Source organism: Streptococcus sp. IMAU 99161 (assembly GCF_014435245.1).
In the GTDB taxonomy this organism is placed as follows: Bacteria; Bacillota; Bacilli; order Lactobacillales; family Streptococcaceae; genus Streptococcus; species Streptococcus lactarius.
The window spans coordinates 15,983-40,219 of sequence record NZ_JAAPAW010000010.1; the positions used below are offsets into that span (position 1 = coordinate 15,983).

At 43.5% G+C, this 24,237-nt stretch carries 25 protein-coding genes; 3 read left to right on the plus strand and 22 right to left on the minus strand.

The genetic code is table 11. The annotated features are described in order from the left end of the window. Positions 1-86: 86 nt before the first annotated feature. From HA044_RS05165 to lepA, 22 genes are all read right to left on the minus strand, one after another. Positions 87-1,046, minus strand: coding sequence for an ROK family glucokinase (locus tag HA044_RS05165; protein WP_187539905.1), 960 nt, complete (start codon positions 1,044-1,046; stop codon positions 87-89). Positions 1,047-1,131: 85 nt separating this feature from the next. Continuing rightward, on the minus strand, positions 1,132-1,650 hold the full coding sequence (locus HA044_RS05170) for a hypothetical protein (RefSeq protein WP_187539907.1): 519 nt from the start codon (positions 1,648-1,650) through the stop codon (positions 1,132-1,134). 9 nt (positions 1,651-1,659) lie between these two features. Then, a complete protein-coding gene (locus HA044_RS05175; RefSeq protein ID WP_187539909.1) occupies positions 1,660-3,528 on the minus strand; it encodes an ABC-F family ATP-binding cassette domain-containing protein in 1,869 nt (622 codons plus the stop codon). Beyond that, entirely contained in the window at positions 3,525-4,736 is a 1,212-nt protein-coding gene (locus HA044_RS05180) for a CCA tRNA nucleotidyltransferase (protein ID WP_187539911.1), read from the minus strand. Before HA044_RS05180 ends, HA044_RS05175 begins: the two co-directional genes overlap by 4 nt. After that, positions 4,733-5,500 carry a 4-hydroxy-tetrahydrodipicolinate reductase gene (dapB, locus tag HA044_RS05185; protein WP_187539913.1) on the minus strand — a complete coding sequence of 256 codons (768 nt, stop codon included), beginning with the start codon at positions 5,498-5,500 and terminating at the stop codon, positions 4,733-4,735. The genes HA044_RS05180 and dapB overlap by 4 nt, the downstream gene beginning before the upstream one ends. Positions 5,501-5,510: 10 nt before the next feature. After that, positions 5,511-6,359 (minus strand): DegV family protein, encoded by an 849-nt coding sequence (locus HA044_RS05190; RefSeq protein ID WP_187539915.1) that lies wholly within the window; start codon positions 6,357-6,359, stop codon positions 5,511-5,513. A 3-nt stretch (positions 6,360-6,362) separates the two neighbouring features. Continuing rightward, positions 6,363-6,737 (minus strand): DUF1149 family protein, encoded by a 375-nt coding sequence (locus HA044_RS05195; RefSeq protein ID WP_187539917.1) that lies wholly within the window; start codon positions 6,735-6,737, stop codon positions 6,363-6,365. A gap of 136 nt (positions 6,738-6,873) precedes the next feature. After that, on the minus strand, positions 6,874-7,740 hold the full coding sequence (locus HA044_RS05200) for a hypothetical protein (RefSeq protein ID WP_262407542.1): 867 nt from the start codon (positions 7,738-7,740) through the stop codon (positions 6,874-6,876). A gap of 274 nt (positions 7,741-8,014) precedes the next feature. Further along, positions 8,015-8,452, minus strand: coding sequence for a hypothetical protein (locus tag HA044_RS05205; protein WP_187539919.1), 438 nt, complete (start codon positions 8,450-8,452; stop codon positions 8,015-8,017). Between the two features lie 124 nt (positions 8,453-8,576). Further along, positions 8,577-10,547: a fructose-specific PTS transporter subunit EIIC gene (locus tag HA044_RS05210; protein WP_187539921.1), complete on the minus strand. Its 1,971-nt coding sequence runs from the start codon at positions 10,545-10,547 to the stop codon at positions 8,577-8,579. Further along, positions 10,544-11,455: a 1-phosphofructokinase gene (gene pfkB / locus HA044_RS05215; protein WP_187539923.1), complete on the minus strand. Its 912-nt coding sequence runs from the start codon at positions 11,453-11,455 to the stop codon at positions 10,544-10,546. Before pfkB ends, HA044_RS05210 begins: the two co-directional genes overlap by 4 nt. Further along, complete coding sequence (locus HA044_RS05220; RefSeq protein WP_187539925.1) at positions 11,452-12,195, minus strand: DeoR/GlpR family DNA-binding transcription regulator; 744 nt, start codon at positions 12,193-12,195, stop codon at positions 11,452-11,454. The genes pfkB and HA044_RS05220 overlap by 4 nt, the downstream gene beginning before the upstream one ends. 168 nt (positions 12,196-12,363) lie before the next feature. Next, positions 12,364-14,688, minus strand: a complete 2,325-nt coding sequence (locus tag HA044_RS05225; protein WP_187539927.1) for a CAP domain-containing protein — start codon at positions 14,686-14,688, stop codon at positions 12,364-12,366. 135 nt (positions 14,689-14,823) lie between these two features. Continuing rightward, positions 14,824-15,543, minus strand: coding sequence for a tRNA (guanosine(37)-N1)-methyltransferase TrmD (gene trmD, locus HA044_RS05230; RefSeq protein WP_187539929.1), 720 nt, complete (start codon positions 15,541-15,543; stop codon positions 14,824-14,826). After that, positions 15,533-16,051: a ribosome maturation factor RimM gene (gene rimM, locus HA044_RS05235; protein ID WP_187539931.1), complete on the minus strand. Its 519-nt coding sequence runs from the start codon at positions 16,049-16,051 to the stop codon at positions 15,533-15,535. Before rimM ends, trmD begins: the two co-directional genes overlap by 11 nt. A gap of 53 nt (positions 16,052-16,104) precedes the next feature. Continuing rightward, positions 16,105-16,437 carry a MazG nucleotide pyrophosphohydrolase domain-containing protein gene (locus HA044_RS05240; protein ID WP_187539933.1) on the minus strand — a complete coding sequence of 111 codons (333 nt, stop codon included), beginning with the start codon at positions 16,435-16,437 and terminating at the stop codon, positions 16,105-16,107. Positions 16,438-16,480: 43 nt separating this feature from the next. Next, entirely contained in the window at positions 16,481-16,720 is a 240-nt protein-coding gene (gene kphA, locus HA044_RS05245) for an RNA-binding protein KphA (RefSeq protein WP_003001620.1), read from the minus strand. Between the two features lie 20 nt (positions 16,721-16,740). Beyond that, positions 16,741-17,013 (minus strand): 30S ribosomal protein S16, encoded by a 273-nt coding sequence (gene rpsP, locus HA044_RS05250; RefSeq protein WP_003007475.1) that lies wholly within the window; start codon positions 17,011-17,013, stop codon positions 16,741-16,743. Positions 17,014-17,136: 123 nt separating this feature from the next. Beyond that, on the minus strand, positions 17,137-17,826 hold the full coding sequence (locus HA044_RS05255) for a YjjG family noncanonical pyrimidine nucleotidase (protein WP_187539935.1): 690 nt from the start codon (positions 17,824-17,826) through the stop codon (positions 17,137-17,139). Further along, positions 17,826-18,320: a YkgJ family cysteine cluster protein gene (locus tag HA044_RS05260; RefSeq protein WP_187539936.1), complete on the minus strand. Its 495-nt coding sequence runs from the start codon at positions 18,318-18,320 to the stop codon at positions 17,826-17,828. Before HA044_RS05260 ends, HA044_RS05255 begins: the two co-directional genes overlap by 1 nt. Before the next feature lie 84 nt (positions 18,321-18,404). Then, complete coding sequence (locus HA044_RS05265; protein ID WP_187539938.1) at positions 18,405-19,049, minus strand: hypothetical protein; 645 nt, start codon at positions 19,047-19,049, stop codon at positions 18,405-18,407. A gap of 308 nt (positions 19,050-19,357) precedes the next feature. Next, positions 19,358-21,184, minus strand: a complete 1,827-nt coding sequence (lepA, locus tag HA044_RS05270) for a translation elongation factor 4 (RefSeq protein ID WP_187539940.1) — start codon at positions 21,182-21,184, stop codon at positions 19,358-19,360. 243 nt (positions 21,185-21,427) lie between these two features. Here lepA and HA044_RS05275 point away from each other — a divergent pair, with 243 nt between their 5' ends. Genes HA044_RS05275 through pepT form a run of 3 tightly spaced genes read left to right on the plus strand, consistent with a single transcriptional unit; the run spans position 21,428 to position 24,224 of the window. Further along, a complete protein-coding gene (locus tag HA044_RS05275) occupies positions 21,428-22,183 on the plus strand; it encodes a helix-turn-helix transcriptional regulator (protein ID WP_187539942.1) in 756 nt (251 codons plus the stop codon). Further along, positions 22,180-23,001 (plus strand): Cof-type HAD-IIB family hydrolase, encoded by an 822-nt coding sequence (locus HA044_RS05280; RefSeq protein ID WP_187539943.1) that lies wholly within the window; start codon positions 22,180-22,182, stop codon positions 22,999-23,001. The genes HA044_RS05275 and HA044_RS05280 overlap by 4 nt, the downstream gene beginning before the upstream one ends. Before the next feature lie 2 nt (positions 23,002-23,003). Next, positions 23,004-24,224, plus strand: a complete 1,221-nt coding sequence (gene pepT, locus HA044_RS05285; RefSeq protein ID WP_187539945.1) for a peptidase T — start codon at positions 23,004-23,006, stop codon at positions 24,222-24,224. Positions 24,225-24,237 lie beyond the last annotated feature (13 nt).

The following is a 24,237-nucleotide window of genomic DNA, read 5'->3' on the forward strand; positions in this document are numbered from 1 at the left end:
AAACTCCTTGAATCTACTATTGCCTTCATTATATCATAGGTCCAGAAAAAAAGGAGATCCGAGCTTTTGGCTGGACTCCTATTTTTTTATTGCAATACAAGCGATGCTGCACCGATGACACCAGCATCATTTCCCAACGTAGCAAGCGCCAATTGAGTTGATTCGCGTACTTGTGGGAAGGCATTTTCCTCAAAGACTTTGCGCACACCGTCAAGAAGGAAATCACCCGCAGCAGATACCCCACCACCGATTACGATCTTGGATGGGTTCAAGGTGGAGCCAATGTTGGCAATCGCAAGACCTAGATAGCGAGCGAAGTTCTTGTAGACGATCAAGGCAAGCGCGTCTCCTTCTTTTGCAAGGTCAAAGACGATCTTGGCAGTCACTTCTTCACCATTGTCGATCAAGGCTTTCAATTGAGAAGTTCCTTCATAGACATCTGCATAGCGACGTGTCAAGTTGACAATTCCTGTAGCAGAAGCAACGGTTTCAAGACAACCTTTCTTACCACAAGTACATTGGATTGGATCATCAAAATCTACCGTGATGTGACCAAGTTCTCCAGCTGCACCTTTGATCCCGTGCAAGAGGCGTCCTTCAGCGACGATACCGCCACCAACACCTGTACCAAGCGTCATAAAGACAACGTCCGGTTGGTTTTCACCAGCTCCTTTCCAACGTTCACCCAAGGCAGCAACGTTGGCATCGTTATCGATAAAGAATGGAATATGAAGCGCACTTTCGATTTTTTCTTTGACTGGTTGAAGCGTCTTCCAGTTCAAGTTGTAAGCACCGATAACGGTTCCTTTTTCGCGGTCCACAACACCAGGTGAACCCATTCCAATTCCTTGAAATTCAGCAGCATCTAGTCCCAACAATTCCAAGCGATGAGCGATAGACTCGATCATATCGTCTACGATATGGCTACCTTCATCCAAAATATTTGTTTTGATAGACCATTTTTCTTGCACTTCTCCATCCAAGGTGAGAATGGCGAATTTGATGGAAGTACCTCCAAGGTCAATCCCGATAATCTTTTTTGACATCTGTTTCTCCTTTCGAATCGCGTCAATGCTTCCCTCTTATTATAGCAGACTTTCTGCCAAAGGAAAAGGTTTGCAATGCATTTTTTTATTTTCTCAATAAGAGGCTAAAGGACTGAAATCCTAAGAATAAAAAGATCAAGCCGATGATATTCAGTAGAAAAACACTGATAGACAATGGACTTACAATTAAAAACAGGCCGATAAAGAGTTGAATCAAGGCGAAAAAGATAAAGCGCTTGGCCAACTCTTCGATCTTTCCTGAGTAGAAATTGGCTTTCTTAAAATTGAGTACAGCTCTGTAGATCAACCAGATCCCTAGGGTCACTGGAAAGACGATGGGGAGCGTTTGGTAGCCATAAAGGAGCAGATAGACTGCAAATACTAGAGCGACCATACTGTGAAAGAGCTGTTGCTGCTTGATGATGCCGACCTGACGATAGCGGAAATAACGGAAAAATCGCGAAAGCGAGATCAGAAAGAATCCGCATGAAATCAACCAACTAAAGGAGCCAATATGCTCAATCGGATTGATAAATAAGACAAGACCAATTAAGGTAAAGATAGTTGCTGAAATCCCAAGGGATATCCGGTTTAATGGATTCATAGTGCCTCCTTATTCGTCTAGTTCACTGAGATATTCGTAGCGATCATATTTTTCAAGCAGGTCTTCATTGGCTTGGTCCAACTCCTTTTGAAGAGTCGATAGCTTGCCAAAGTCTGATCCATTTTCATTCATCTCGGCTTCGATCTCTGCGATCCGTTGTTCGATTTTTTCGATATCTGCTTCGATGCTGGCCCACTCCTGCTTTTCCATGTAGCTCATGCGTTTTTTCCCTTCTTTGGGTTTGGCCGTTTTCTCTTTTTCAAGCTTAGGACTGGTTGCTGCTTGCGCTGTTTCAAAGGCTTTTTCATCCAGATAGTCCGTATAATTGCCAAAGAACTCACGAATGCCCCCATTTTCAAAAGCGAGAATTTTACTCGCGACCTTATCTAGAAAATAGCGGTCGTGGCTGACGGTAATGACGGGCCCACCAAAGTGTTGGAGGAAGTTTTCCAGAACCGTCAACGTGGCAATGTCCAAATCATTAGTCGGTTCATCGAGAAGCAGCACATTGGGCTTTTCGATCAAGAGTTTGAGCAAATACAAACGCTTCTTCTCCCCACCGGAGAGTTTTTCGATCAAGGTGCCGTGCATTGAGCGCGGAAAGAGGAATTGCTCCAAGAGATCCGCGATAGAGGTGGTTCCAACAGCCGTCTTCACTTCCTCAGCCACTTCCTGCAAGAAATTGATCACGCGCTTGCTCTCATCTAATCCTTCGATTTGTTGAGAGAAATAGGCGATCCGGACTGTTTCACCAATGATGACTTGCCCACTCTGAGGGTAGAGTTGCCCAGCGATAAGATTCAAAAGAGTGGATTTGCCGACACCATTGTCCCCAACAATCCCGATCCGGTCTTTGTTTTGCACTAAGAGATTAAAGTCTTGTAAAATCGGCTTATTTTCAAAAGCAAAACTCACATCTTTAAACTCAATCACTTTCTTTCCGATTCGGCTGGTCTCAAAGTTCATCTCCAAATCCGTCTGACTACTTTGACCAGACAAGTCCTGCTTGAGATCATGGAAACGATTGATCCGCGCCTGTTGCTTGGTCGCACGCGCCTGGGGTTGCCTCCGCATCCAGGTCAACTCCTGCTTATAGAGTTGTTGTTTCTTATGAAGGAGGGCTGCATCGCGTTCATCCTGCTCAGCCTTTAAACGGACATAATCCTGGTAATTGCCTTGGTACTCGATCAAGCCAGCCCGATCCAACTCAAAGATACGTGTTGAAATATTATCCAAGAAATAGCGATCATGGGTAATGAAGAGCACTGTTTTCTTAGAGTTTTTCAGGAAATTGGTCAACCATTCGATGGTATCAATGTCTAGGTGGTTGGTCGGCTCATCTAGTAAAAGCAGGTCGTGGTGAGACAGCAAAACCTGAGCCAGCTGTACCCGACGACGCAAGCCACCAGATAGATCCCCAACTTGAGCATTCAGATCTTCAATTCCAAGTTTTGACAGGACGGTCTTGACCTGACTCTCAATTTCCCAGGCATTGAGCGAGTCCATCTCCGCCATGACTTTTTCAAGCCGAGCTTGGTTTTCCTCTTGGTAATTGGCCATCAAAAGCTCATAGTCACGAATCAGCTGCATCTCCCGCAAATCGCTGGACAATACTGTATCCAACACCGTCTTTTGATCATCAAAATCAGGCTCCTGCGTCAAGTAGCCAATGGTATAATCACTCTTTGCAGAAAAAGGACTAACATCCCCGTCAAAGCCAGAGCGACCGGACAAGACATCTAACAGAGTGGTTTTTCCGGTTCCATTGACCCCGATCAGACCGATCCGATCCAAGTCGTGAATGATAAAGGAAATCTCACGAAAGACGGTCTTATCTCCGACAGATTTGGTTAATTTATCGACAATAAAATCGCTCATTTTTCCTCCTCTTCGAGTTGCTGAATAAAGGTCAGAATAGCCTCTTTGTCATTGGCCAATTCCCCATCGACAATGGCATATTCAATTTTTGTCAGAATGTCTCCCAAAGCAGGCCCAGGCTGAAAACCGTAGTCTTTGATCAGCATTCCACCATTGACCACGACCTCGTGCTTATCATGAATAGTCAGGCTGTCATAGACCTGCTCAATCGCTAGGTAATCGACGCTTAATTCAGAAGCCTCACGTAATTCTTCCGCCAGTAGCAACAAACGCTTGTCGTATTTGTAGCAATCTCGCTTATCTAGACTTCTCTTTTGACGGATATTTAAGATTTCCACGATCCGCTCCACAGTCTTTGCAAAATCGCGTGAGGTCTTCCAACCCTTCATGAACTTTGGAATATCTTGAATCTCCAAGGCCAAGACCAAGGCTGCCCAAGCTTGCTCAGAGGTGGTAAAAGTATAGTCCATGACCAGTTCAAATAAGTGCTCAAACGCTGCTTTTTTCCCCTTCATAGCAGGAAGGTACTGGTAAGCTCCCGATTCAAGCATAGCAGCCAAGCCCTGTCTCCAGTAGGGCGAAAGCAAGAGCTTATCAAACTCAATAAACGTGCGCTCAACAGAGATCTTCTCTAGCAAAGGAGCACACTCCTTCATAGCGTCAAAGGTTTCCTCTTCTAATTCAAAGCCGAGACTGGCCTGAAAACGAAAGCCCCGCATAATCCGCAAAGCATCCTCATGAAAGCGTTCGTGAGGGACTCCTACAGCCCGTAGAAGTTTATTTTCTAAATCTTCTAAGCCATCAAAGAGATCGACAATCTCTCCTTTTTCATTCAAGGCAAAAGCATTGACCGTGAAATCACGGCGTTTGAGATCTTCATCTAGCGAGCGTACAAAAGACACGGAGCTAGGGCGGCGGTAATCCACATAGACATCCTCCGTCCGAAAAGTAGTGATTTCATATTCCTGCCCATTTTCAAGGACCAGAACCGTCCCATGCTCAATGCCAACATCCACCGTACGATCAAAGATGGCCTTGGTTTCCTCAGGATAGGCAGAAGAGGCAATGTCAACATCGTGAATCGGGCGCTCCAAAAGGGCATCCCGAACCGATCCACCGACAAAGTAGGCCTCAAAGCCCGCAGACTTTATCTTCTCTAATATTGGTAAAGCCTCCTGAAACTCAGAAGGCATCTTTTCTAATCTCATAGTAAGTGTTCCAAACCATAGACAAGCTCATGACGCTTGACAACTTCTTTGATTCCTAGATTCACTCCTGTCATGAAGGAAGCACGATCGTAGGAATCATGGCGGAGGGTTAGCCCTTCTCCTTGGCTACCAAAAATCACCTCTTGGTGAGCCACAAGACCAGGCAAGCGAACAGAATGGATGCGCATTCCTTCAAAATTAGCCCCTCTAGCTCCAGGCATTAACTCTTCTTCATCCGCTGCACCTTGCTGGATTTTCTCGCGTTGCTCGGAGATCAACTCAGCTGTCTTAATCGCCGTTCCACTCGGTGCATCTTTTTTCTTATCGTGGTGCAATTCGATGATTTCCACATTTGAAAAATACTTGGCTGCTTGCGCTGCAAATTGCATCAAGAGCACGGCTCCAATAGCAAAGTTTGGTGCAATCAAGCCACCCAAGCCCTTGTCACGAGAAAGCTCTGTCAATTCTTGAATCTGCTCAGGGGTAAAGCCAGTTGTTCCTACGACAGGAGCAAAGCCATTTTCAATTGCAAAGCGAGTATTTTCATAAGCAACCTTTGGCATGGTAAAATCCACCCAAACATCTGCTTCTAGACCCACAACATCTTCTTTGCGGTTAAAGACAGGAACTCCTGCAACATCTGTCTCTTCAGCAAATGGATCAATCAAGGCTGCCAACTCCAGCTCAGGATCTCCTGACACCATCTGATAGGCGGCTTGCCCCATTCTTCCTTTAAAACCTGCAATAATGACTTTAATCGACATAGATTTCTCCTTAAATGACGGGAATATACCCAACTGCTATACTATGGTCTCCAAGGTGAGTCCCGATAACACCACCAAAAGTCGCAAACGGAATCTCGCCTTCCACACCATCGGCCACCAACAGTTGGCGAAGCGCTTCAGCTTTTTCAGGTACATTAGCATGGATGATAAAGACTTGGAAATGTCCTCCGGTAATCCCTTCATCAACGATTTCCACCAAGCGCTTGATTGCTTTCTTTTCCGTACGGACTTTTTCAAAAACTTCGATGACCCCTTGGTCATTAAAGTAAAGGATCGGCTTGATGCTCAAAAGATTGCCAATGATGGCAGCACCATTTGAGAGACGGCCCCCTTTGACCAAGTGGTCCAAATCGTCCACCATGATAAAGGCGCCAGTTCCATCGATTTGCGTCTGCACATGTGCGACAATCTCGTCAAACGAACGACCCTCACCGGCCCATTTCAAGCAATTTTCAGCCATCATGCCTAAAGGAGCACTGGTGATTTTTGAATCCGGAAATTCGACGGTCAAGCCTTCAAATTCATCCTTCAAATACTGGATATTTTGGTAGAAGCCAGAAATCCCTGATGACAAGAAGAGACCAATGGCATGCGTATACCCTTTGGCTGTCAATCCAGCTAAGATTTCTTCTAGCTCAGCTACACTAGGCTGGCTGGTCTTTGGCAATTCCTTTGAGGCAGCCATCTTTTGGTAGAACTCCGCTTCCGTCAAGTTCTTACCTTCCACATAAGACTCCCCATCGATATAGATCGGGATCTCTAAAATAAATAAGTCGTCGTGATGGATCACATCCTGCGGTAAATAGGCAGACGAATCCGTGATCACTGCTAATTTCATCGATTAAAACTCCAAATTGATCCCTGGTAAATCAAGGGCGATTTCTGTGACTTCATAGGTCAAACGGTTGAGCATATTCAAGCAAGGGCGAGCCAATTCTTCCACTTCATCTTTGCTGAATTCGCTTGGTTCATTGACAAAACGTCCAATCAAGTGGTTGATTTGAGTGATGGTTCCACTGATCACAAAACCGTCAAAAACAATCATGTAGCTCAAAATCACAATCAAAGAAGTTGTGTTTTGTTCTTGATCACGATTGATCAATTGAAAGTTTACATCCACCTTTGTTTCAGGAATGCCATTTTCTTTTTCCCATTCAAAATTACGAGCGTCATAGTGGTATTGGCTGACAAATTCTTTTTCACGTTGGATATCCATTTTTATTCTCCTAAAAATATGCGTTATGCTTATTATACCATAATTCAGCTCAAGATACCATTTCAGGATGATGTCAGTTTTGAGGATAGAAAAAAGAAAAGGCCGGGGAAGACCGACCTTTATAAACAAAGAATACCTAGTTCCGCTCGACCAAAGCCTGACGTTGCTTATTTAGCTCATTATCCTTTTGTACATCGTAATATCTGTCAAACTCATCCTTGGTATTCACTTGACGCATCTGACCATCTTTACTTAATGCTGCCGGAATCGTAATTCCTTCATAAAGATTCGTATTAGCGGGAACAAAGAGTTGGTACAAGTCGATAAACTGTTGGACATTGCCATAGACTCTATTATTTTCAATTTTAGAATCTATCAGAATATAAAACTTAGAGTCCTTTTTACTTAGTAATTGATAGGCTTTTGGATCTTTTGTTTCCAGTACACTATTTTTTAATACATTTATTTTAAAAGATAGCATATTTTGATTTGCAAGGTCAAGCCCAGTTGTCGTACTAAGATTATCTGTAGATTCGGAAATTCTATCTTTTAATTTACCTAAATCCACAAAAATGTCTTTATGACTGTTATACTGCACTTTTGTATCTTCACACTCTATTTTCTTTGTCTCTAGATTTAACCAAAGATATTTACTAATAGTTTTTTCTTCAGTAGTTAGATAAGATTTGATAGGTAGATAATCTTTCCCATCTTTTTCTATAATCGCTTCAATTTCTACTGGCTTATAAGCCTTATTATATTTTTTTACAACACGATAAAGGTCTAGATCTTCTTTTTGTAAGGTATGATTCTGTATTTTATAAATTGAAAGTTTATAATACCCTTCAGAATCATTTTTGGGGAAAGACATTGTCGGTATATTTTTTAAATCTTTTATAGACTGACGAATAATATAGTGATCATTAGATATTCCATGAACACCTAAATTTTTCTCACTTACATCTGGATTGTACTTGGCAAATAGCTTATCTTCTTCTGGCATTAGAGACTTCCAGTGTACTACAACTTCTCGTCCATCATCCAAGAATTTATAAGAATCGATTTCCAACTGACCTGTATAGTAATCATAGTTCTCGTATTTCTCACGTTCTTGCTTGGCTTTTTTCTTGTTGCCGGTGGTGTTGATAAGTCAATAAGCCAAAAATTGCAACTGCAATGGCTAGAACTAATGAAGCAGTGATAATTATTTTCTTTTTCATTTATCTTTTTTTCATTTCTATTATAAATCTAATAAATTGCGAACAATTTTTAGAAGGCTACTCGTCAAAAAGTTTTCCTCCTACACGAAGTGGACTACCGCTACCAATTCCTTCGATTAAATCTTTCTCGCCCTTTTTACCGTCCTTTAAATAGACCAAAACACTCCAACTTGAATTTTGGATATGGTTAAAGCCTCCAAAGACTCGAAGGACTTGACCGCCACTCTGAGGTGTACCATTCCCTATTTCTTCCCATTGTGTTTCATTCCAGGCGATCTGAACAGATTCAACTTTAGGACTTAACGATTTTACAAAATCTTCGATTTCTTTTCCATGTTTCTTTACCTCTTCTAACTGTTGTCCTTTGCTGCTGACATACTTTGTTAGATGACTATGAGTTGAAAACAAATTTGGATATTGGGAACAGATGATTGCCAATCCTGATAAAGCAATTACTGTTATTCCCCAAATGAGGTATTTCTTCTTTTTTCTCATTGTTCCTCCAAGAAAAAATGCTTTCTACTATCATATCGAAATCTATAGAGATCCGCAACTTCATCACTAGTTGGTGTTTTTGGGCAATAAAAAAGGTTGGGAGTCCCCAACCTTTTAGATAGGTTTAGTTTTTAGGTTTGCGAAGCAATCCGAATAAGATACCACTTACGACTGCACCGATCAATACGAAGACGAGGTAAAGAAGAGGGTTAGAAGTAAGGGCGATAACGAAGATTCCTCCGTGAGGAGCCATGAGTTTCAAGCCTGCAAGACCAACAAGGGCACCTGTCAAAGCTGAACCTGCGATAAAGCTTGGAATCGCACGAGCTGGGTCAGCTGCACCGAATGGAATGGCACCTTCTGTGATGAAGGAAAGACCCATGATAATGTTTGTCAAACCTGAGTTGCGTTCTTCTTCAGTAAATTTGTCTTTGAACAAGACAGTAGCTACAAATACTGCCAATGGAGGAACCATACCAGCTGCCATAACGGCCGCCATAACGGTTGAACCACCACTTGTAAGGGCTGAAGCTGTCAACGTACTTGTACCGAATACATAAGCTGCTTTGTTAACTGGTCCACCCATATCGACAGCCATCATACCACCTACAAGAAGACCAAGAAGAACTGCCGAGCTACCTGACAAGCTAGTCAAGAAGTTGTTCAAAGATGTATTGATCGCTGACATTGGGATGTTAATAAGGAACATTAAGAATCCTGTCAAACCAACACCAAGCAATGGCAAGAGAAGGATGGAGCGGATACCATCGAGTGAGCGTGGAAGACCGGCAAGGGCTTTGCGAAGCACGAGTACGACTCCACCTGCAAGGAAACCACCTACCAAAGCTCCAAGGAAACCAGATGATACAGCTGCTGGTAATTTACCATTTGCAGCACCGTAAGCAATGTTTCCAAATGCTGTACCTGAGCTAGCAATGGATCCAGCAACAAAACCCGCTACAAAACCCGGTTTTTCAGCAATTGAAAATCCGATGTAACCTGCAAGTACAGGAAGCATGAAGCCAAAGGCTACTCCACCGATTGTCTTAAACTGAGCTGCTAATTCATGGTATGAACCAAGTTGAGACAATTGATCTTGAGGTACCCCAAGAATTTGATCAATCAAGAAGGCAAGGGCGATCAAGATCCCACCACCGATGACGAATGGAAGCATTTGAGAAACCCCACTCATCAGGTGTTTGTAGAAGGCTCCACCTAAGCTCAATTTTTCTTGACTAGCGCTTGCTTCTGCCGCATTTTCTGCGTGGAAGACATCTGCTTTGCCGTCCAAGATGGTTTGAATCAATTCTTCTGTCTGACGGATACCAGCTGCAACTGGTTTAGAGATCAATTTTTTGCCATCGAAACGAGCGGTTTCAACTGCTTTATCAGCTGCAATGATAACCCCTTTAGCTTTTGCGATTTCTTCAGCTGTCAAGCGGTTACCGACACCGGATGCACCGTTGGTTTCAACGCGGACTGTAACACCCATTTCTTCCCCTTTTTTGATGAGGGCTTCTTCTGCCATGTAAGTGTGGGCGATACCAGTTGTACAGGCTGTAACGGCAACAATGAGTGGTTTGTCAGAAGATACGGCTTCTTTGGCTGCTTCGGCTTTTTTCGCTTCTTCTGCGACTGCTTCTTGCTCTTCTGCGTCAAATGTTGCGATCACTTCATCTGGGTTGCTTGCTTGGCGAAGTTTGTCCGCAAATCCTGGTTTCATCAAGTATTTAGACAATTCAGCAAGGGCCGCCAAGTGAGTGTCGTTGGCTCCTTCTGGAGCTGCGATCATGAAGAACAAGTCTGTTGGTTGACCATCAAGTGATGCGTAATCCACACCCTTGTTTGATTTTGCAAACAAGACTGTTGCTTCTTTGACTGCTTCATTTTTGCTGTGCGGCATAGCGATCCCTTCACCCAAACCGGTTGAAGTTTGTGCTTCACGGTTCATGATACCAGTTTTAAAAGTCTCAAAATCTGTCACCACACCATTGTCAACGAGCGATTGGACCATCTCATTGATCACGCCCTCTTTGTCTGTTGCTTGAAGGTCAAACAACATCACGTTTTTATTTAAAACGTCTTGAATTTTCATAGTTTTTCTACCTCTACTTTTTCATAAGTTTCTTTAATAAAGTCGGCTGTTGCCAAGTCATCTGAGAAGGTGGTTGCGGTTCCGCAAGCCACTCCCCATTTGAAGGCTTCGATGACATCACCCGTCGTTGCGAGTTTGCCGGTAAAGCCTGCCACCATGGAGTCACCTGCTCCGACTGAGTTCTTGACTTGACCCTTGATAGGCTTGGCAAAGTAGGTACCGCTTGGGCTGACAAGGAGAGCACCATCACCCGCCATGGAAATGATGACGTTTTGTGCCCCTTTGGCCAAGATTTCTTTGGAATATCGTTCAATTTCTGGCAATCCCGTCAAGGTAACGCCAAAAATGGCTCCCAACTCATGGTTGTTGGGTTTGACCAATTGAGGATTGAACTCCAAGGAATCAATCAAGGTTTGGCCTTCAAAGTCACAAACCACTTGTGCCCCTGTCGCACGAGTTGTTGCAATCAGCTCTTTGTAGATGCTGTTACCAAGTGAAGATGGGGCAGATCCTGCAAAGACAACGACATCATCTGCACTTAAGCTAGATAGAATCTTGAGTAGTTCTTGCAACTGATCTTCTGTTACTTCTGGACCATTTCCGTTGATCTCTGTTTCTTGATCAGCTTTGATCTTGACATTGATCCGTGTATCTTGGTCCACTTCTACAAAATTGGTAGAGATAGCTTCATTGTTTAGGACATCTTCGATGAAACGGCCTGTGAAGCCGCCGATAAATCCAGTCGCTGTGTTCTCAATAGCGAGGCGTTTCAAAACACGACTAACATTGATCCCTTTACCACCGGCGAATTTATCCTCTGAAGCCATCCGGTTGACTGCGCCTGTCTCTACATGATCGAGACGAACAATATAGTCAATCGCTGGATTCAGTGTTACTGTATAAATCAAACCTCTATAACCTCCGTTTTTTCTTTTAAAACCTGCAATCGTTGCGGTTCACATTGATTGGTGATAATCATGGCTCGCTTGATCGGAGCCACTTTGACAAAGGATGTCACGCCAATCTTCGAATCATCCGCCAAGATATAGGTTTTTTTTGCATTTTCGATAATCGCACGCTTGACAGACCCTTCTTCCAGGTCCGGAGTGCTGTAATAGTCATCATCTATTCCATTCATTCCAAGAAAGGCCTTGTCAAAGTTCAACTGGCCGATCTGATTGAGCGCGATCCCTCCGATACTGGCATCAGTGGAAGATTTGACCTTGCCACCGATGATCACTGTCGGAACATTGCGCTCGACCAGCTTGGTTGCGTGGTGAATCGAGTTGGTCACCACCGTTACCGTTGGATTGACAATTTCTTGTACCAGTAGCTCATTGGTCGTCCCAGCATCGATAAAGATCACATCATGATCTTGGATCATCTCTGCTGCTTTCAAGGCTATCTTTGACTTAAATTGGATGTTTTTGATAGATTTTTCTGTATTACTTTCTTCCTCTTGGAGAAAGTGCAGGCTTTCCGCACCGCCGTGAACCCGGCGAAGTTTGCTTTCAGCTTCTAACTCATCCAAGTCTCGTCGGACAGTCGATTCCGACGTTCCGAGCTCTTGTACAAGGGTATCCAAGGAAACGAAGGTTTCCTTTAGCACCTTTTCAAGGATGAACTGTTTTCGTTCAGATTTAAGCATCGCTCCTCCTTTGCAATCGATTACAAGACCTATTATACTCTATTTAAAATTTTTGTCAACAAAAAAATATCACTTTCTGTCATTTTCTTTCATTTTTTTAAAATAGCAAAAAAGCCAGAATGGTTTATCCTGACTTTTTCTATGTTCACACATGTATAGGTGTGTGTTTTAATCAATTTTTGTATGTTGCTTTTTCTTCTTGAAGCCGAATAATCCAGCTACAAGTCCGACTAGTACACCTGCTGTCGCTGCGAGGACATTTTTACTGTTATCTGTCCCTTCCGGAGCTTGACTGTCTGCTTTTTTAGGGTTGATCACTTCTACTTTTGCTTCCTGTTTTGGCACCGCTTGAGCAACTTCATGCTGGACTTGTGAATGGCTGTCACTCGGCGGAAGAAGAGTCGGTGCATCTGACAGGGTTGTCGGATTGCTGGAGCGGATATCACTTGGCAGATCTGCAGCTTTCAAAACAGCTGGTTCAATGCGAGAGGCTAGTTCCTCATACTGAGAGTTCAATTGTTCGATAGTCTGATGATAAGACTGCAAGGTTGCAAATTCAGCCTCTAAGGTATCCTTTTTATTCTCCAGATTGGCGACAGAAGCTAGCAGGTCAGACTGGGCTTGCATCAGCAATTCTGGTGCATGTTGCAGGTCTGAGAGACGTTTTTGTGCATCCTCTAGTTTTTCTTGAGCTGCCTTCAGATGACCATGCGCTTCTTGGACCACCTGAGCTTTCTGCGCCTCCTCTTCCTTCAGCAAAGTTAATTTCTCACGCGCAGCTGCTAACAAATCTTTGGCCTTTTGAAGTGCTGCTTCTTTTGGCTGAATGGATGATTCGATCCGATTGCGTGACACAGCAAGCGTCGCTTGGGTTTTTTCAACAGCCGCATCTTTTTGCACAAGAAGGATCTTGTAATGTTGGATGGTCTGTTGGGTATTACCTTTTTCTACTTCCAGATTAGCAAGAGTATGGCGAGCATCCGCTAGCTTTCCTTCTAGAAGGAGGATTTGAGACTCTTGGTTGCTCTTATCTACTTTGAGCGAAGCGACTTCATCTGCCTTACTCTTCACATCTGCTCTTGTCGTTGTAGCTCCAGCTCCTTGACGAAGGCGATAAGCTAAAGCACTCGTCGTCACAGCTGAAGTTACCGGTGTGTGTATGAAGGCTGCTTCAGACATGGCATTGGACGGATCGTAAGCGACGGACAAAGCTGTGGCTTTATTGTCCATCATTTGAAGGTAGTGCCCCACCTTGGCAAAGGCTTCAGCCCCGATCTTCATATAAATAGCATTGGCATCAATCTGTGTTTCATCTGTTGGCAGGTCAAACTGAGCAGCCACTTCTTGGTAGGTCGCCTTTTCGTTGTACCAAAAATCGACTGCACCAGCAGGTGAAAAACCATAGGCAATGTTCTCGTTAGGCAGATACTTGAACATATGCCAGTTGGCTTTTTTAAAGTATTCTAGCTGAATTTGGCTAGCAGGCAGGGAATAAGGATCGATTTCAAGCTCCGCAAGACCCGCATTGCGGCGGTAAGTATTGATAGCATCCGCGATTTCAAGGGCGCGCAAGTTGGCATTGAGAGAGCTAGATTCACCCACCGTAATGCCGTCTTCATCACGGCCGCGTTTGTAGAGTGCCAAGGCACTTGCTGCTGCGTCGTTACCTTGATTGGCTAAGACTTGCAAGTAGCTCTCGTAGCTGGCTTGGCTGAGCTGGACAGGACTGTTTGCAGCCGCTTGCTCAATAGCCACCAATTCTGCTTCCTTGGTGTTAATGACTGCTTTCAGGTCTTCTAAGTGGATCTGAGCACGTTGGATTTCACCTTCTAGATGACCAACTAAATCTGTTTCTTCTTGTTGGCTGGTTTGTATAGAAGTGAGATACTGCTGTGATTCCCGAATGCTTCGTTCGACTTGACTTTGCTCAAGCAGGGCTTGTTGCAAAACCTGTTCATCGTTCGAAATTGGCGCCTTGGCTTTTTTCCATTCATTTTCCGCAACATCGACCAAAGATTCCTGAGCCGTCACCTGGTTTTCTTGCTGGCGAACTGCTTCCAAGACCTGCGCATGTGCATTTTCAGCCTCTCGAACCTTGTCTTCTTCAATGGTCACATAAGCTTGTGCAACCTTGACACCATTTTCCGCATCCCTAATCTGCGTATCTGAAGTGGTCACGACCAAGTTTTCAGCATCTGTCACTGCTGTCCTTTTCTCATCTAGCTCTCGGCCAGCTGTTTTGACCTCTGTTTGGGCCTCAGATACTTTTTGTGCTTGGTATTGAACATCCTTGGACACTTGCCCTTTTTGAGCTGTAATTTGCTTCAATTCATCGACTGAAGCAGGTTTGTCCACAACTTCAGTACTATTGGTCTTTGTCGTATCATTTTGCTGCATCTCTTCCGCACGCGCCTTGTGGCTAAACAAACCTGATAGCAAGGTCGTCGCAGCAACCCCCGTCGTGAAAACCGATTTTCCTAATTTCTTTCCCATAAACTCACCCCCAAAACCGAATCTAATCTCGAATTTTTTCACCTTCCTAGCATACCACATTTTGTTACCAATAACTAGTGCATTGAAAAAGATTTTTCAATAAAATTTAAGGGAAAAGAAAAACAGCTGACGCTGTTACTCTTCTTCCTGTTTGATTTGCTCTATCATCTTAGCTTCTTCTGCTGTGAAATCATAATTTTCTAGCAGGTCAGGACGACGCTCCAAGGTCTTTTTCAAACTCTGATAAAGACGCCACTTACGGATATTTTCATGATGACCACTCATGAGAACATCGGGAACCGTCAACCCTCTGAAGTCATAAGGCCGAGTGTATTGAGGATATTCGAGAAGGCCAGATGAAAAACTGTCATCTTGGTGGCTGGACTCTTTTCCGATCACTTCTGGAATCAAGCGGACTGTCGCATCTATCATGGTCATGGCAGCAAGTTCCCCACCGGTCAGGACGTAATCTCCAAGAGAAACTTCATCTGTCACCAAGGTTTTGATTCGTTCGTCATATCCCTCATAGTGACCGCAGATAAAGATCAATTCTTCTTCTTGCGCCAACTCTTCTGCATAACCTTGGTCAAAAGTCCGACCAGCAGGATCCAGTAAGATCACGCGCGGGTTCTGTTTCTCAATCGCATCAAAGGCATCAAAGACCGGCTGGGCCCGTAGAAGCATGCCTTGCCCGCCACCATAGGGCTCATCATCCACATGACGGGCTTTCTCTGCGTTTTCACGGAAATTATGGTAGTTGATCTCGAGAAGTCCCTTTTCACGCGCCTTTCCGACGATGGAGTGCTCCAGGGGTGAAAACATCTCTGGAAAGAGGGTTAAAATATCAATCTTCATCGTCTAACCCTTCTAAGACGTCCACATCCACCCGATTACCAGGAATATCAATATTGAGGACCACTGGTGGGATATAAGGCAGGAGAAGGTCACGTTTTCCTTTGCGTTTCACGACCCAGACATCATTGGCACCTGGTTGCAGGATCTCCTTGATCTGGCCGATCAGTTGGTCATTTTCGTATACATCAAGGCCAATGATCTCGTGGTAGTAAAACTCACCATCCTCCAAATCCGTCAAGTCTTCTTCCGCAACCTTGAGGCTAAAGCCCTTGAACTTCTCAATGGCATTGATATGGTACATATCCTTAAACTTGATGATGTCGAAATTCTTGTGCTTGCGGTGACTGGCAATGGTCACCGTTTGGACAAACCGATCCTTCTCATCAAAGAGGGCCAATTCTGCCCCTTTTTTAAAACGCTCTTCCGCAAAGTCTGTCACAGACAAGACCCGCATCTCTCCTTGTAAGCCTTGGGTATTGACAATTTTCCCAACATTAAAGTAATTCATGATTTCTCCAGTGTAGTTTATTCACTCTATTTTATCACGTTCAAGGGATTTTCTCAAATGCTCTTTTCTGCTAGAAACTGCTCCAAATCCTTATCGTGCTGGTATTTGACAGCTGCTGTTTTATCCTTTTCAAAGATGGTTTTAGTGAGGTCGATGTCATTGATAGCTGCGATAGCGACTGTATAGTGAATGATATCAGCTAGTTCTTTGGCCAATTCCTCATTTGAGTCCTGAACCCCTTCTTTTCGTCCAGAACGACCATTTAAGACCTCAGCAACTTCCCCAACCTCTTCGACGAGCTTGATAAACAGACCTTCTTCCGTACGACTATCTTTGTAATGTTCTTTTAAATAGGCTTGTAATTGCCGAATGGTCACTTCTTTCATAGCTTCTCCTTGTAACAAAAAAAACGGGACAAAGTCCCGCCTTTTATTTTTCGTCAATAACGATTCTTACTTTTTTATCTTCAGTTGGGACAGAGTAGACAATAGTTCTTATCGCAGAAATGGTGCGACCTTTTCGACCGATTACACGACCAACATCGCTAGGATCAAGGTCAAGATGGTACTCCAAAAATTCAGGAGTATCTTCGATCTTGATGGTTAAGGCATCCGGTTGTGAAATCAAAGGTTTCACAATTGCAATAATGAGATTTTCAATCGTATCCATACATCAACCTACTTAAAAAATTATTTTGAGAATTTAGAATCGTGGAATTTCTTCATAACACCAGCTTTTGAAAGGATGTTGCGAACTGTATCAGAAGGTTGAGCTCCATCAGCCAACCATGCAAGAACGCGGTCTTCTTTCAAAGTTACTTGGTTTTCTTCAACAAGTGGATTGTAAGTTCCAACTGTCTCGATGAAACGTCCATCACGTGGTGAACGTGAATCTGCTACGTTGATACGGTAGTAAGGTTTTTTCTTAGAACCCATACGAGTCAAACGAATTTTAACTGCCATTTTTATAAGTCTCTTTTCTATATTTTAATTTTCGGTGAAATAGACAAGCTATTTAGCACATGATCTATTATAACACATTTCATCAACCTGTCAAGAAAAAAACTTGACAGTATTTAAAATTTTTTATTTTATCAGTAAATCGGCGATTTCTTGATAGGTGCTTACTTCATAAGCTGGCACTACTTGGCTAGTATTTTCCTTGTGATCTGGATTATACCAAACGGTAGCAATCCCCGCAGCATTCCCTCCTGCGATATCAGCAGACAGTGAATCCCCGATCATAAGGGTTTGCTCTTTCCTGAAGCCTGGAATCCGCTGACCAACTTTTTCAAAGAAGTCTGGATCTGGCTTTTGGGTCTGAAGCTGCTCAGAGATAAAGACCTCTTTGAAATAAGAAGCAATTGTAGAATGAGCCAAGCGTCCTTCTTGAATGGCAGTCACTCCGTTCGTTGCACCATAGAGCTGGTAACCTGCTTTTTCAAGTCGGGCCAGTAAGTCCTCCGCCCCTGGAAAAGACTGCCCTTGAAGACTGATGTAATCTTGGTAGCGAAGAGCCATCTCAGCCCCGTCAACCGTGATCCCAAAGTGGGCAAACCCAATCGCAAACCGACTATCCACGAGTTCTTGCTTGGTCAACTTCTTTTGTTCCAAATCCTTCCAGAGTCCTTGGTTCATGGGTTTGTAGTAATCTTTAAAGGCCTCTACATCTGGAAAATTCATGTCTTCTAACATCTGCGTCAAGGCTGTTTCTTCAGCAGATTCAAAATCCAACAAGGTATGGTCCAAATCAAAAAGTAAAAATTTATATGCCATTACAAACGATCTTTCAATTTTTCTACAAATAAATAAGCAGCTGGGCAAGTGAGCGTATTTTTGATGGTCAGATGATTGATCTGATAGATCTTCTTGCGATCTGTGTGAGGGAATTCCCGACAAGCTTTCGGCCGAACATCGTAGATGGAACAGAGATTGTCGTCACCAAGGAAGGGGCAAGGCATGGATTTAAAAACCTTGTCGCCATCTTCATCAACTTGAAGAAATTCCGCCTCAAAAGCAGGCAGTTTCATCTTGAAATACTTAGCGATCCGCGTGATATCTGCTTCCTTAAAATCAGGCCCCAAGGTCTTACAGCAATTAGCACAAGCGGTACAATCGATTTCTTGGAAAACTTCATCATGAATTTCTTGAGCAATTTTATCTAAATTTTTTGGTGGCTTCTTCTTAAGATTTGCCAATACCTTGCGGTGCTCTTTTTGTTTTTGGAGCGCTAACTGATGGTATTTTTCAATATCAATTTCTTTAGACATCTTCTATTTCCTCTTCTAAACAATAGAAAGATTATACCATAAAGAATGTAAAAAAAGATAGATCGAGCGATCTATCTCACTTGATTAATCGGTAACGGCGCCTGTTCCATCTAGGCTCCAAGTGTCTTCAATATATGGGATAAAGGTTTTCAAGGTTTCTGCATCTCCTTCAAAAGAAATGGTATAAACTTTTTCACCCTTCTGGAAGATCCAAGTAATCAGGTATTGACCAGATTTCATGACAATTTGAAGCTGGTAGGCATCCAGACCTGCGACTTTAGTCCGCGCTCCCGTCATCTTCCCAACATCCTGATTATCTTGCCACATAACAGCCAGTTTCTTGGCCAGAAATTCAGCATTAAACTCGATATCCGCAGGAACTTTTGCCTTTTCTTTGGTAAAGCTGTCCATTGTGACAATATTATAGCCACTCCCATCCGTATACTGGACTGCTTCTGTCACATCGATATCCGTGAATTTAATCCATTTACTTGGAATATCGATGTAACCATAATCTGCATTTCCAATCCGCTTGGTTTCTTGACTAGAAGTTTTTTTCTTTGTAGAAGAAGCATCCTTTGACGAAGCACTGCTTGTTTTCTTTTCGACTTTGCTGCTACTTTCTTTTGTAGAAGAAGCTGCTGTCTCTTTTTTAGTGGTGTGACTACAGGCCATTAGTGTGCAGGCAGAAAAAATCGTAAGGGATGCGACTAGTAATTTGTGTTTCATGCTCAACCTCCTTGAGAACGTTTTCTGTCCTCTAGTCTACCATAAATGAAGGTATTTTAAAATAGGATACGTGTCACATCTGATCGATCCTTTCTACTTCAGTCTATTTCTTTTAAACCTAAAACAAAAGGCCGGGACAAAAGTCCTAGCCTTTTAATTGTTTTTGGATTGTCGAGCAAGACGCAGTGGTTGAGTGGGCTCTACTACGCTGATTTCATAAGCTTTTACAGCCCTACTCAACTGTGCGGAGGTGGGACGACGAAATCGAATTCTAACGAATTACCGATTTCTGTCCCACTCTCTACTTGTTATTCTTCATCCATTGACAATACAGAGAGGAAGGCTTCCTGTGGTACTTCTACCGAACCAATGGCCTTCATCCGCTTCTTACCAGCCTTTTGTTTTTCGAGAAGCTTGCGTTTCCGTGAGACGTCCCCTCCATAACACTTAGCTAAGACGTTCTTGCGAAGGGCCTTAATATCCGTACGGGCCACGATCTTATGACCGATGGCTGCTTGGATGGGCACTTCAAACTGTTGACGAGGGATAATCTTCTTGAGTTTCTCAACAATCAACTTACCACGTTCATAGGCAAAGTCCTTGTGAACGATAAAGCTGAGGGCATCGATGGTATCTCCATTGAGGAGAATATCCATCTTAACCAATTTAGATGGACGGTATTCAGACAACTCATAGTCAAAGCTAGCATAGCCACGGGTTGACGACTTGAGCTTATCAAAGAAATCAAAGACAATTTCCGCAAGTGGGATTTGATAGATGACATTGACCCGATTTTCATCGATGTAGTCCATGGTCACAAAGTCCCCACGTTTGCGTTGGGCCAATTCCATGACCGCTCCGACAAACTCCTGTGGCACCATGATTTGGGCCTTGACATAAGGTTCTTCGATCGAAGCGATCTTGGTTGGATCTGGGAACTCAGATGGATTGGACACATCTAGTGCTTCGCCATCTGTCAAATTGACCTTGTAGATAACAGACGGTGCCGTCATAATCAGGTCAATATTAAACTCACGCTCCAAGCGTTCTTGAATCACGTCCATATGGAGAAGTCCCAAGAAACCACAGCGGAAACCAAAACCGAGGGCTTGAGAGGTTTCAGGTTCAAATTGAAGACTAGCGTCATTCAATTGCAATTTTTCCAAAGCTTCACGAAGATCGTTGTATTTGTTGGATTCGATTGGGTATAGACCAGCAAAGACCATTGGATTCATTTGCTTGTATCCATGAAGAGGCGCGCTTGCTGGGTTGGCCGCCAAGGTGACGGTATCCCCAACACGGGTATCGGCTACTGTCTTGATTGAGGCAGCAATGTAGCCAACATCACCAGTCGCAAGGAAATCACGGTTAACCGCTTTTGGCGTAAAAATTCCGACCTCTGTCACATCAAAAGTCTTACCGTTACTCATGAGCTGGATGGCATCACCTGGTTTGACCATACCATTGACCACTCGTACTTGAAGGATCACCCCACGATAGGCATCATAAACTGAATCAAAGATTAAGGCTTGAAGGGGTGCTTCAACATCACCAGTTGGAGCTGGAACTTTCTCTACGATCTGCTCCAAAATCTCTTCAATCCCGATCCCTGCCTTGGCAGAGGCGAGAACTGCTTCACTAGCATCTAACCCAATCACATCCTCAATCTCTGTACGGACATGCTCTGGATCAGCAGCTGGCAAGTCAATTTTATTGATGACTGGAAGAATCTCCAAATCATTATCGAGCGCCAGGTAGACATTGGCCAGGGTCTGGGCTTCAATCCCTTGAGCCGCATCGACTACGAGAATCGCCCCCTCACAGGCGGCAAGTGAGCGAGAAACTTCATAGGTAAAGTCCACGTGCCCTGGTGTGTCGATCAAGTGGAAAATATAGGTTTCCCCATCCTTGGCTCTATAATTTAGCTCGATAGCATTCAGCTTAATGGTAATCCCACGTTCCCGCTCCAAGTCCATGCTATCCAAGAGCTGGGCTTGCATCTCGCGGCTAGATACCGTTTCGGTTTTCTCTAAAATTCGATCGGCCAAAGTTGACTTTCCGTGGTCAATATGAGCGATGATCGAGAAGTTCCGAATCTTCTCTTGTCGTTTCTTTAGTTCTTCAAAATTTGGCATAATCATCTTCCTAGTAAAATTAATCGTCTCTTCATTATAACAAAAAAGAGCGTCCTTTGCCTACCTTAAATTCACTATTTTCGTCAAATTAGACCGCTAGTGGAAGGGATAGTGATTGGTTCGGAGTAAATTAAAATACGATTTATTTCAGATCTACTTATTTCATATTTTTCAAGACTTTCTATTTACTTTTTCGATTTAATTCATTATAATAGAATCTGTAAATACAAGGAGGTGAGTAGCTTGGCTAGAGGTCGTGGAAAAGCAAGCCCTCAAGACAAAGAGGCAATACGGATTATATCGGAAAAAATCCGAGAATTACTGAAAGAACAAGGAAAGAAGCAGATCGAATTATCTCGTATTACTGGAATTCCTGCTAGTACCTTGACGGGATATGTCAAAGGTACTTCTCTTCCAATTACGGAAAATTTAGAAAAGATTGCGAGCTTTTTCCAGGTCCCCGTTTCTGAAATCGATCCCCGCTTGCGCAAGGATTTTATTGCCATCGATTCAGAAATTGAGAGATTATACAAACAACTGGATCAAACCAATCAAGATAAGCTCCTGTCCTATGGAAAAGGTCTGTTGACGCACCAAAAAGAAAGACAGAAAATTGAAAAACAATACTACCCGTATGCTGTCTATGATTCTTTTGCAAGCTATCAACATCAAAAACAAGCAGATACGGTCTGGTTTGATCAAAAAGTTCCCTATGATTTAGCTTTTTGGATCCATACAGATTCCTTAGAGCCAAAGTATGAAAAGGGGGCTGTTGTTTTGATTAAGCAGACCTACTATGATCAGGCAGGGGCTATTTATGCTATTGACTTTGATGGGCAGACCTTGATCAAGCGTGTCTTTCGTGAGGCTAACGGTATTCGACTGGTTTCCCTCAATAAGAAATATAGTGATCAGATCATTCCGCTGGATGAGGAACCTGGAGTGATTGGAAAAGTGATCGATGGCTTTATCCCGCTAAATTTGGAGGAGATCAAATGATAAAATTAATCGCGATTGACTTAGATGGGACTCTTCTTCACGAAGACAAGTCCCTTTCAAGAGCCAATATTGAAGCCCTTCACCAGGCCCATGAAGCCGGTTATGACATTGTGATCTGTACGGGCCGTCCCTTATCAGGTGTACGTCCTATTTTTGAAGCAATTGATCTACCTGATGGCGACTATTACATGATTATCAATAATGGCTGTACCACATTATCTACAAAAAAATGGGAGATCATCGGTAAGGAAGAACTGACCCTTAACGATATGCATCGCCTCTACCAGTTGACTGAAGGCCATAAGGTTCAGCTGACCTTGTTTGATCTGGATCATTACCTGGTCGTCGAGGAGGAAGCGAGTCAATTGGTCGCAAAAGATGCTGACATGGTCCACAATCAACCTAAAACAGTTCATGAGGAGGATCTCAGCCGTTATGTGCCGATTTTTCAAGCTATGTACGTAGGAGCTCCTTCTGCTATTGATGCCTTCCAAGCTCAGCACGAGGCTGGATTAGAGACAGACTTCAACACTGTTCGCTCGCAGGACATCTTATTTGAAGTACTGCCAAAAGGTGCCAGCAAGGCTTCTGCTCTTCAAGCCTTGAGTCAGAAATTGGGCTACAGGAGAGAGCAAGTCATGGCACTTGGTGATGCCAATAATGATTTAGAAATGCTTCGTTTTGCTGGCTATAGCGTCGCTATGGGCAACGGCAATACTGCTGTCAAGGAAGTCGCAGACTTCATCACCTTGACTAATGATGAGGATGGCGTGGCCCATGCTATTCACAAATTAATTGAAACTGAAAAAGGAGAATGATTATGAAATACGCAAATCTGTTGGACCGTTTTATTACCTATGTAAAGGTCAACACACGTTCAGACGAAAACTCTACAACCACTCCAAGTACCCAATCACAAGTTGATTTTGCGACCAAGGTCTTGGTCCCTGAGATGAAACGCGTGGGGCTTGAAAATGTCTACTACTTACCAAACGGTTATGCTATTGGAACACTTCCAGCTAATGATCCAAGCTTCACCCGCAAGATTGGCTTTATCTCTCACATGGACACCGCTGACTTCAATGCTGAAAATGTCAATCCTCAAATCGTTGAGAATTACGATGGGGGTGTCATTGCTCTAGGAGACTCTGGTTTCACACTGGATCCAGCTGACTTTGCCCATTTGAACAACTACAAGGGACAAACATTGATCACGACGGACGGTACTACTCTTTTGGGATCAGATGATAAATCCGGTATAGCTGAAATTATGACGGCTATCGAATATCTGACAGCGCATCCTGAAATCAAACACGGGGAGATCCGTGTCGGCTTTGGTCCAGATGAAGAAATCGGCGTCGGAGCAGATCAATTTGATGCAGAAGATTTTGATGTAGACTTCGCCTATACGGTTGATGGCGGTCCTCTTGGTGAGCTTCAATACGAAACCTTCTCAGCAGCTGGAGCTGAAATCACCTTCAAAGGACGCAATGTCCACCCAGGTACGGCCAAAGGTCAAATGATCAACGCCCTTCAATTGGCCATTGATTTCCATAACAAACTACCTGAAGGAGCACGTCCTGAATTAACCGAAGGCTATGAAGGCTTCTACCACTTGATGAACATTGAAGGAACTGTTGAGGAAGCAAGTGCCAGTTACATCATTCGGGACTTTGAAACTGAAAGCTTTGAGAAACGCAAAGACCTCATGACATCTATTGCGGATCAGATGAATGCGGAGCTCGGTAGCGAACGCGTTCTCCTCACTCTCAAAGATCAGTACTACAACATGAAGCAAGTGATTGAAAAAGATATGACGCCGATTACTCTTGCGAAGGAAGTCATGGAAGATCTTGGCATCACTCCAATCATTGAACCGATCCGAGGTGGTACAGATGGGTCTAAAATTTCCTTTATGGGGATTCCTACACCAAACATCTTTGCCGGTGGCGAAAATATGCACGGTCGCTTTGAATACGTTAGCCTCCAAACCATGGAACGCGCTGTTGATACCATTATCGGCATTGTGACCAAAAAATAAGAAACAAAAAGGA

Coding starts and splice junctions, on each gene's coding strand:
- HA044_RS05165 (WP_187539905.1), bottom strand. CDS start 1,046: ATGTCAAAAAAGATTATCGGGATTGACCTTGGAGGTACTTCCATCAAA.
- HA044_RS05170 (WP_187539907.1), bottom strand. CDS start 1,650: ATGAATCCATTAAACCGGATATCCCTTGGGATTTCAGCAACTATCTTT.
- HA044_RS05175 (WP_187539909.1), bottom strand. CDS start 3,528: ATGAGCGATTTTATTGTCGATAAATTAACCAAATCTGTCGGAGATAAG.
- HA044_RS05180 (WP_187539911.1), bottom strand. CDS start 4,736: ATGAGATTAGAAAAGATGCCTTCTGAGTTTCAGGAGGCTTTACCAATA.
- dapB (WP_187539913.1), bottom strand. CDS start 5,500: ATGTCGATTAAAGTCATTATTGCAGGTTTTAAAGGAAGAATGGGGCAA.
- HA044_RS05190 (WP_187539915.1), bottom strand. CDS start 6,359: ATGAAATTAGCAGTGATCACGGATTCGTCTGCCTATTTACCGCAGGAT.
- HA044_RS05195 (WP_187539917.1), bottom strand. CDS start 6,737: ATGGATATCCAACGTGAAAAAGAATTTGTCAGCCAATACCACTATGAC.
- HA044_RS05200 (WP_262407542.1), bottom strand. CDS start 7,740: ATGCCAGAAGAAGATAAGCTATTTGCCAAGTACAATCCAGATGTAAGT.
- HA044_RS05205 (WP_187539919.1), bottom strand. CDS start 8,452: ATGAGAAAAAAGAAGAAATACCTCATTTGGGGAATAACAGTAATTGCT.
- HA044_RS05210 (WP_187539921.1), bottom strand. CDS start 10,547: ATGAAAATTCAAGACGTTTTAAATAAAAACGTGATGTTGTTTGACCTT.
- HA044_RS05220 (WP_187539925.1), bottom strand. CDS start 12,195: ATGCTTAAATCTGAACGAAAACAGTTCATCCTTGAAAAGGTGCTAAAG.
- HA044_RS05225 (WP_187539927.1), bottom strand. CDS start 14,688: ATGGGAAAGAAATTAGGAAAATCGGTTTTCACGACGGGGGTTGCTGCG.
- trmD (WP_187539929.1), bottom strand. CDS start 15,543: ATGAAGATTGATATTTTAACCCTCTTTCCAGAGATGTTTTCACCCCTG.
- rimM (WP_187539931.1), bottom strand. CDS start 16,051: ATGAATTACTTTAATGTTGGGAAAATTGTCAATACCCAAGGCTTACAA.
- HA044_RS05240 (WP_187539933.1), bottom strand. CDS start 16,437: ATGAAAGAAGTGACCATTCGGCAATTACAAGCCTATTTAAAAGAACAT.
- kphA (WP_003001620.1), bottom strand. CDS start 16,720: ATGGATACGATTGAAAATCTCATTATTGCAATTGTGAAACCTTTGATT.
- rpsP (WP_003007475.1), bottom strand. CDS start 17,013: ATGGCAGTTAAAATTCGTTTGACTCGTATGGGTTCTAAGAAAAAACCT.
- HA044_RS05255 (WP_187539935.1), bottom strand. CDS start 17,826: ATGGCATATAAATTTTTACTTTTTGATTTGGACCATACCTTGTTGGAT.
- HA044_RS05260 (WP_187539936.1), bottom strand. CDS start 18,320: ATGTCTAAAGAAATTGATATTGAAAAATACCATCAGTTAGCGCTCCAA.
- HA044_RS05265 (WP_187539938.1), bottom strand. CDS start 19,049: ATGAAACACAAATTACTAGTCGCATCCCTTACGATTTTTTCTGCCTGC.
- lepA (WP_187539940.1), bottom strand. CDS start 21,184: ATGCCAAATTTTGAAGAACTAAAGAAACGACAAGAGAAGATTCGGAAC.
- HA044_RS05280 (WP_187539943.1), top strand. CDS start 22,180: ATGATAAAATTAATCGCGATTGACTTAGATGGGACTCTTCTTCACGAA.
- pepT (WP_187539945.1), top strand. CDS start 23,004: ATGAAATACGCAAATCTGTTGGACCGTTTTATTACCTATGTAAAGGTC.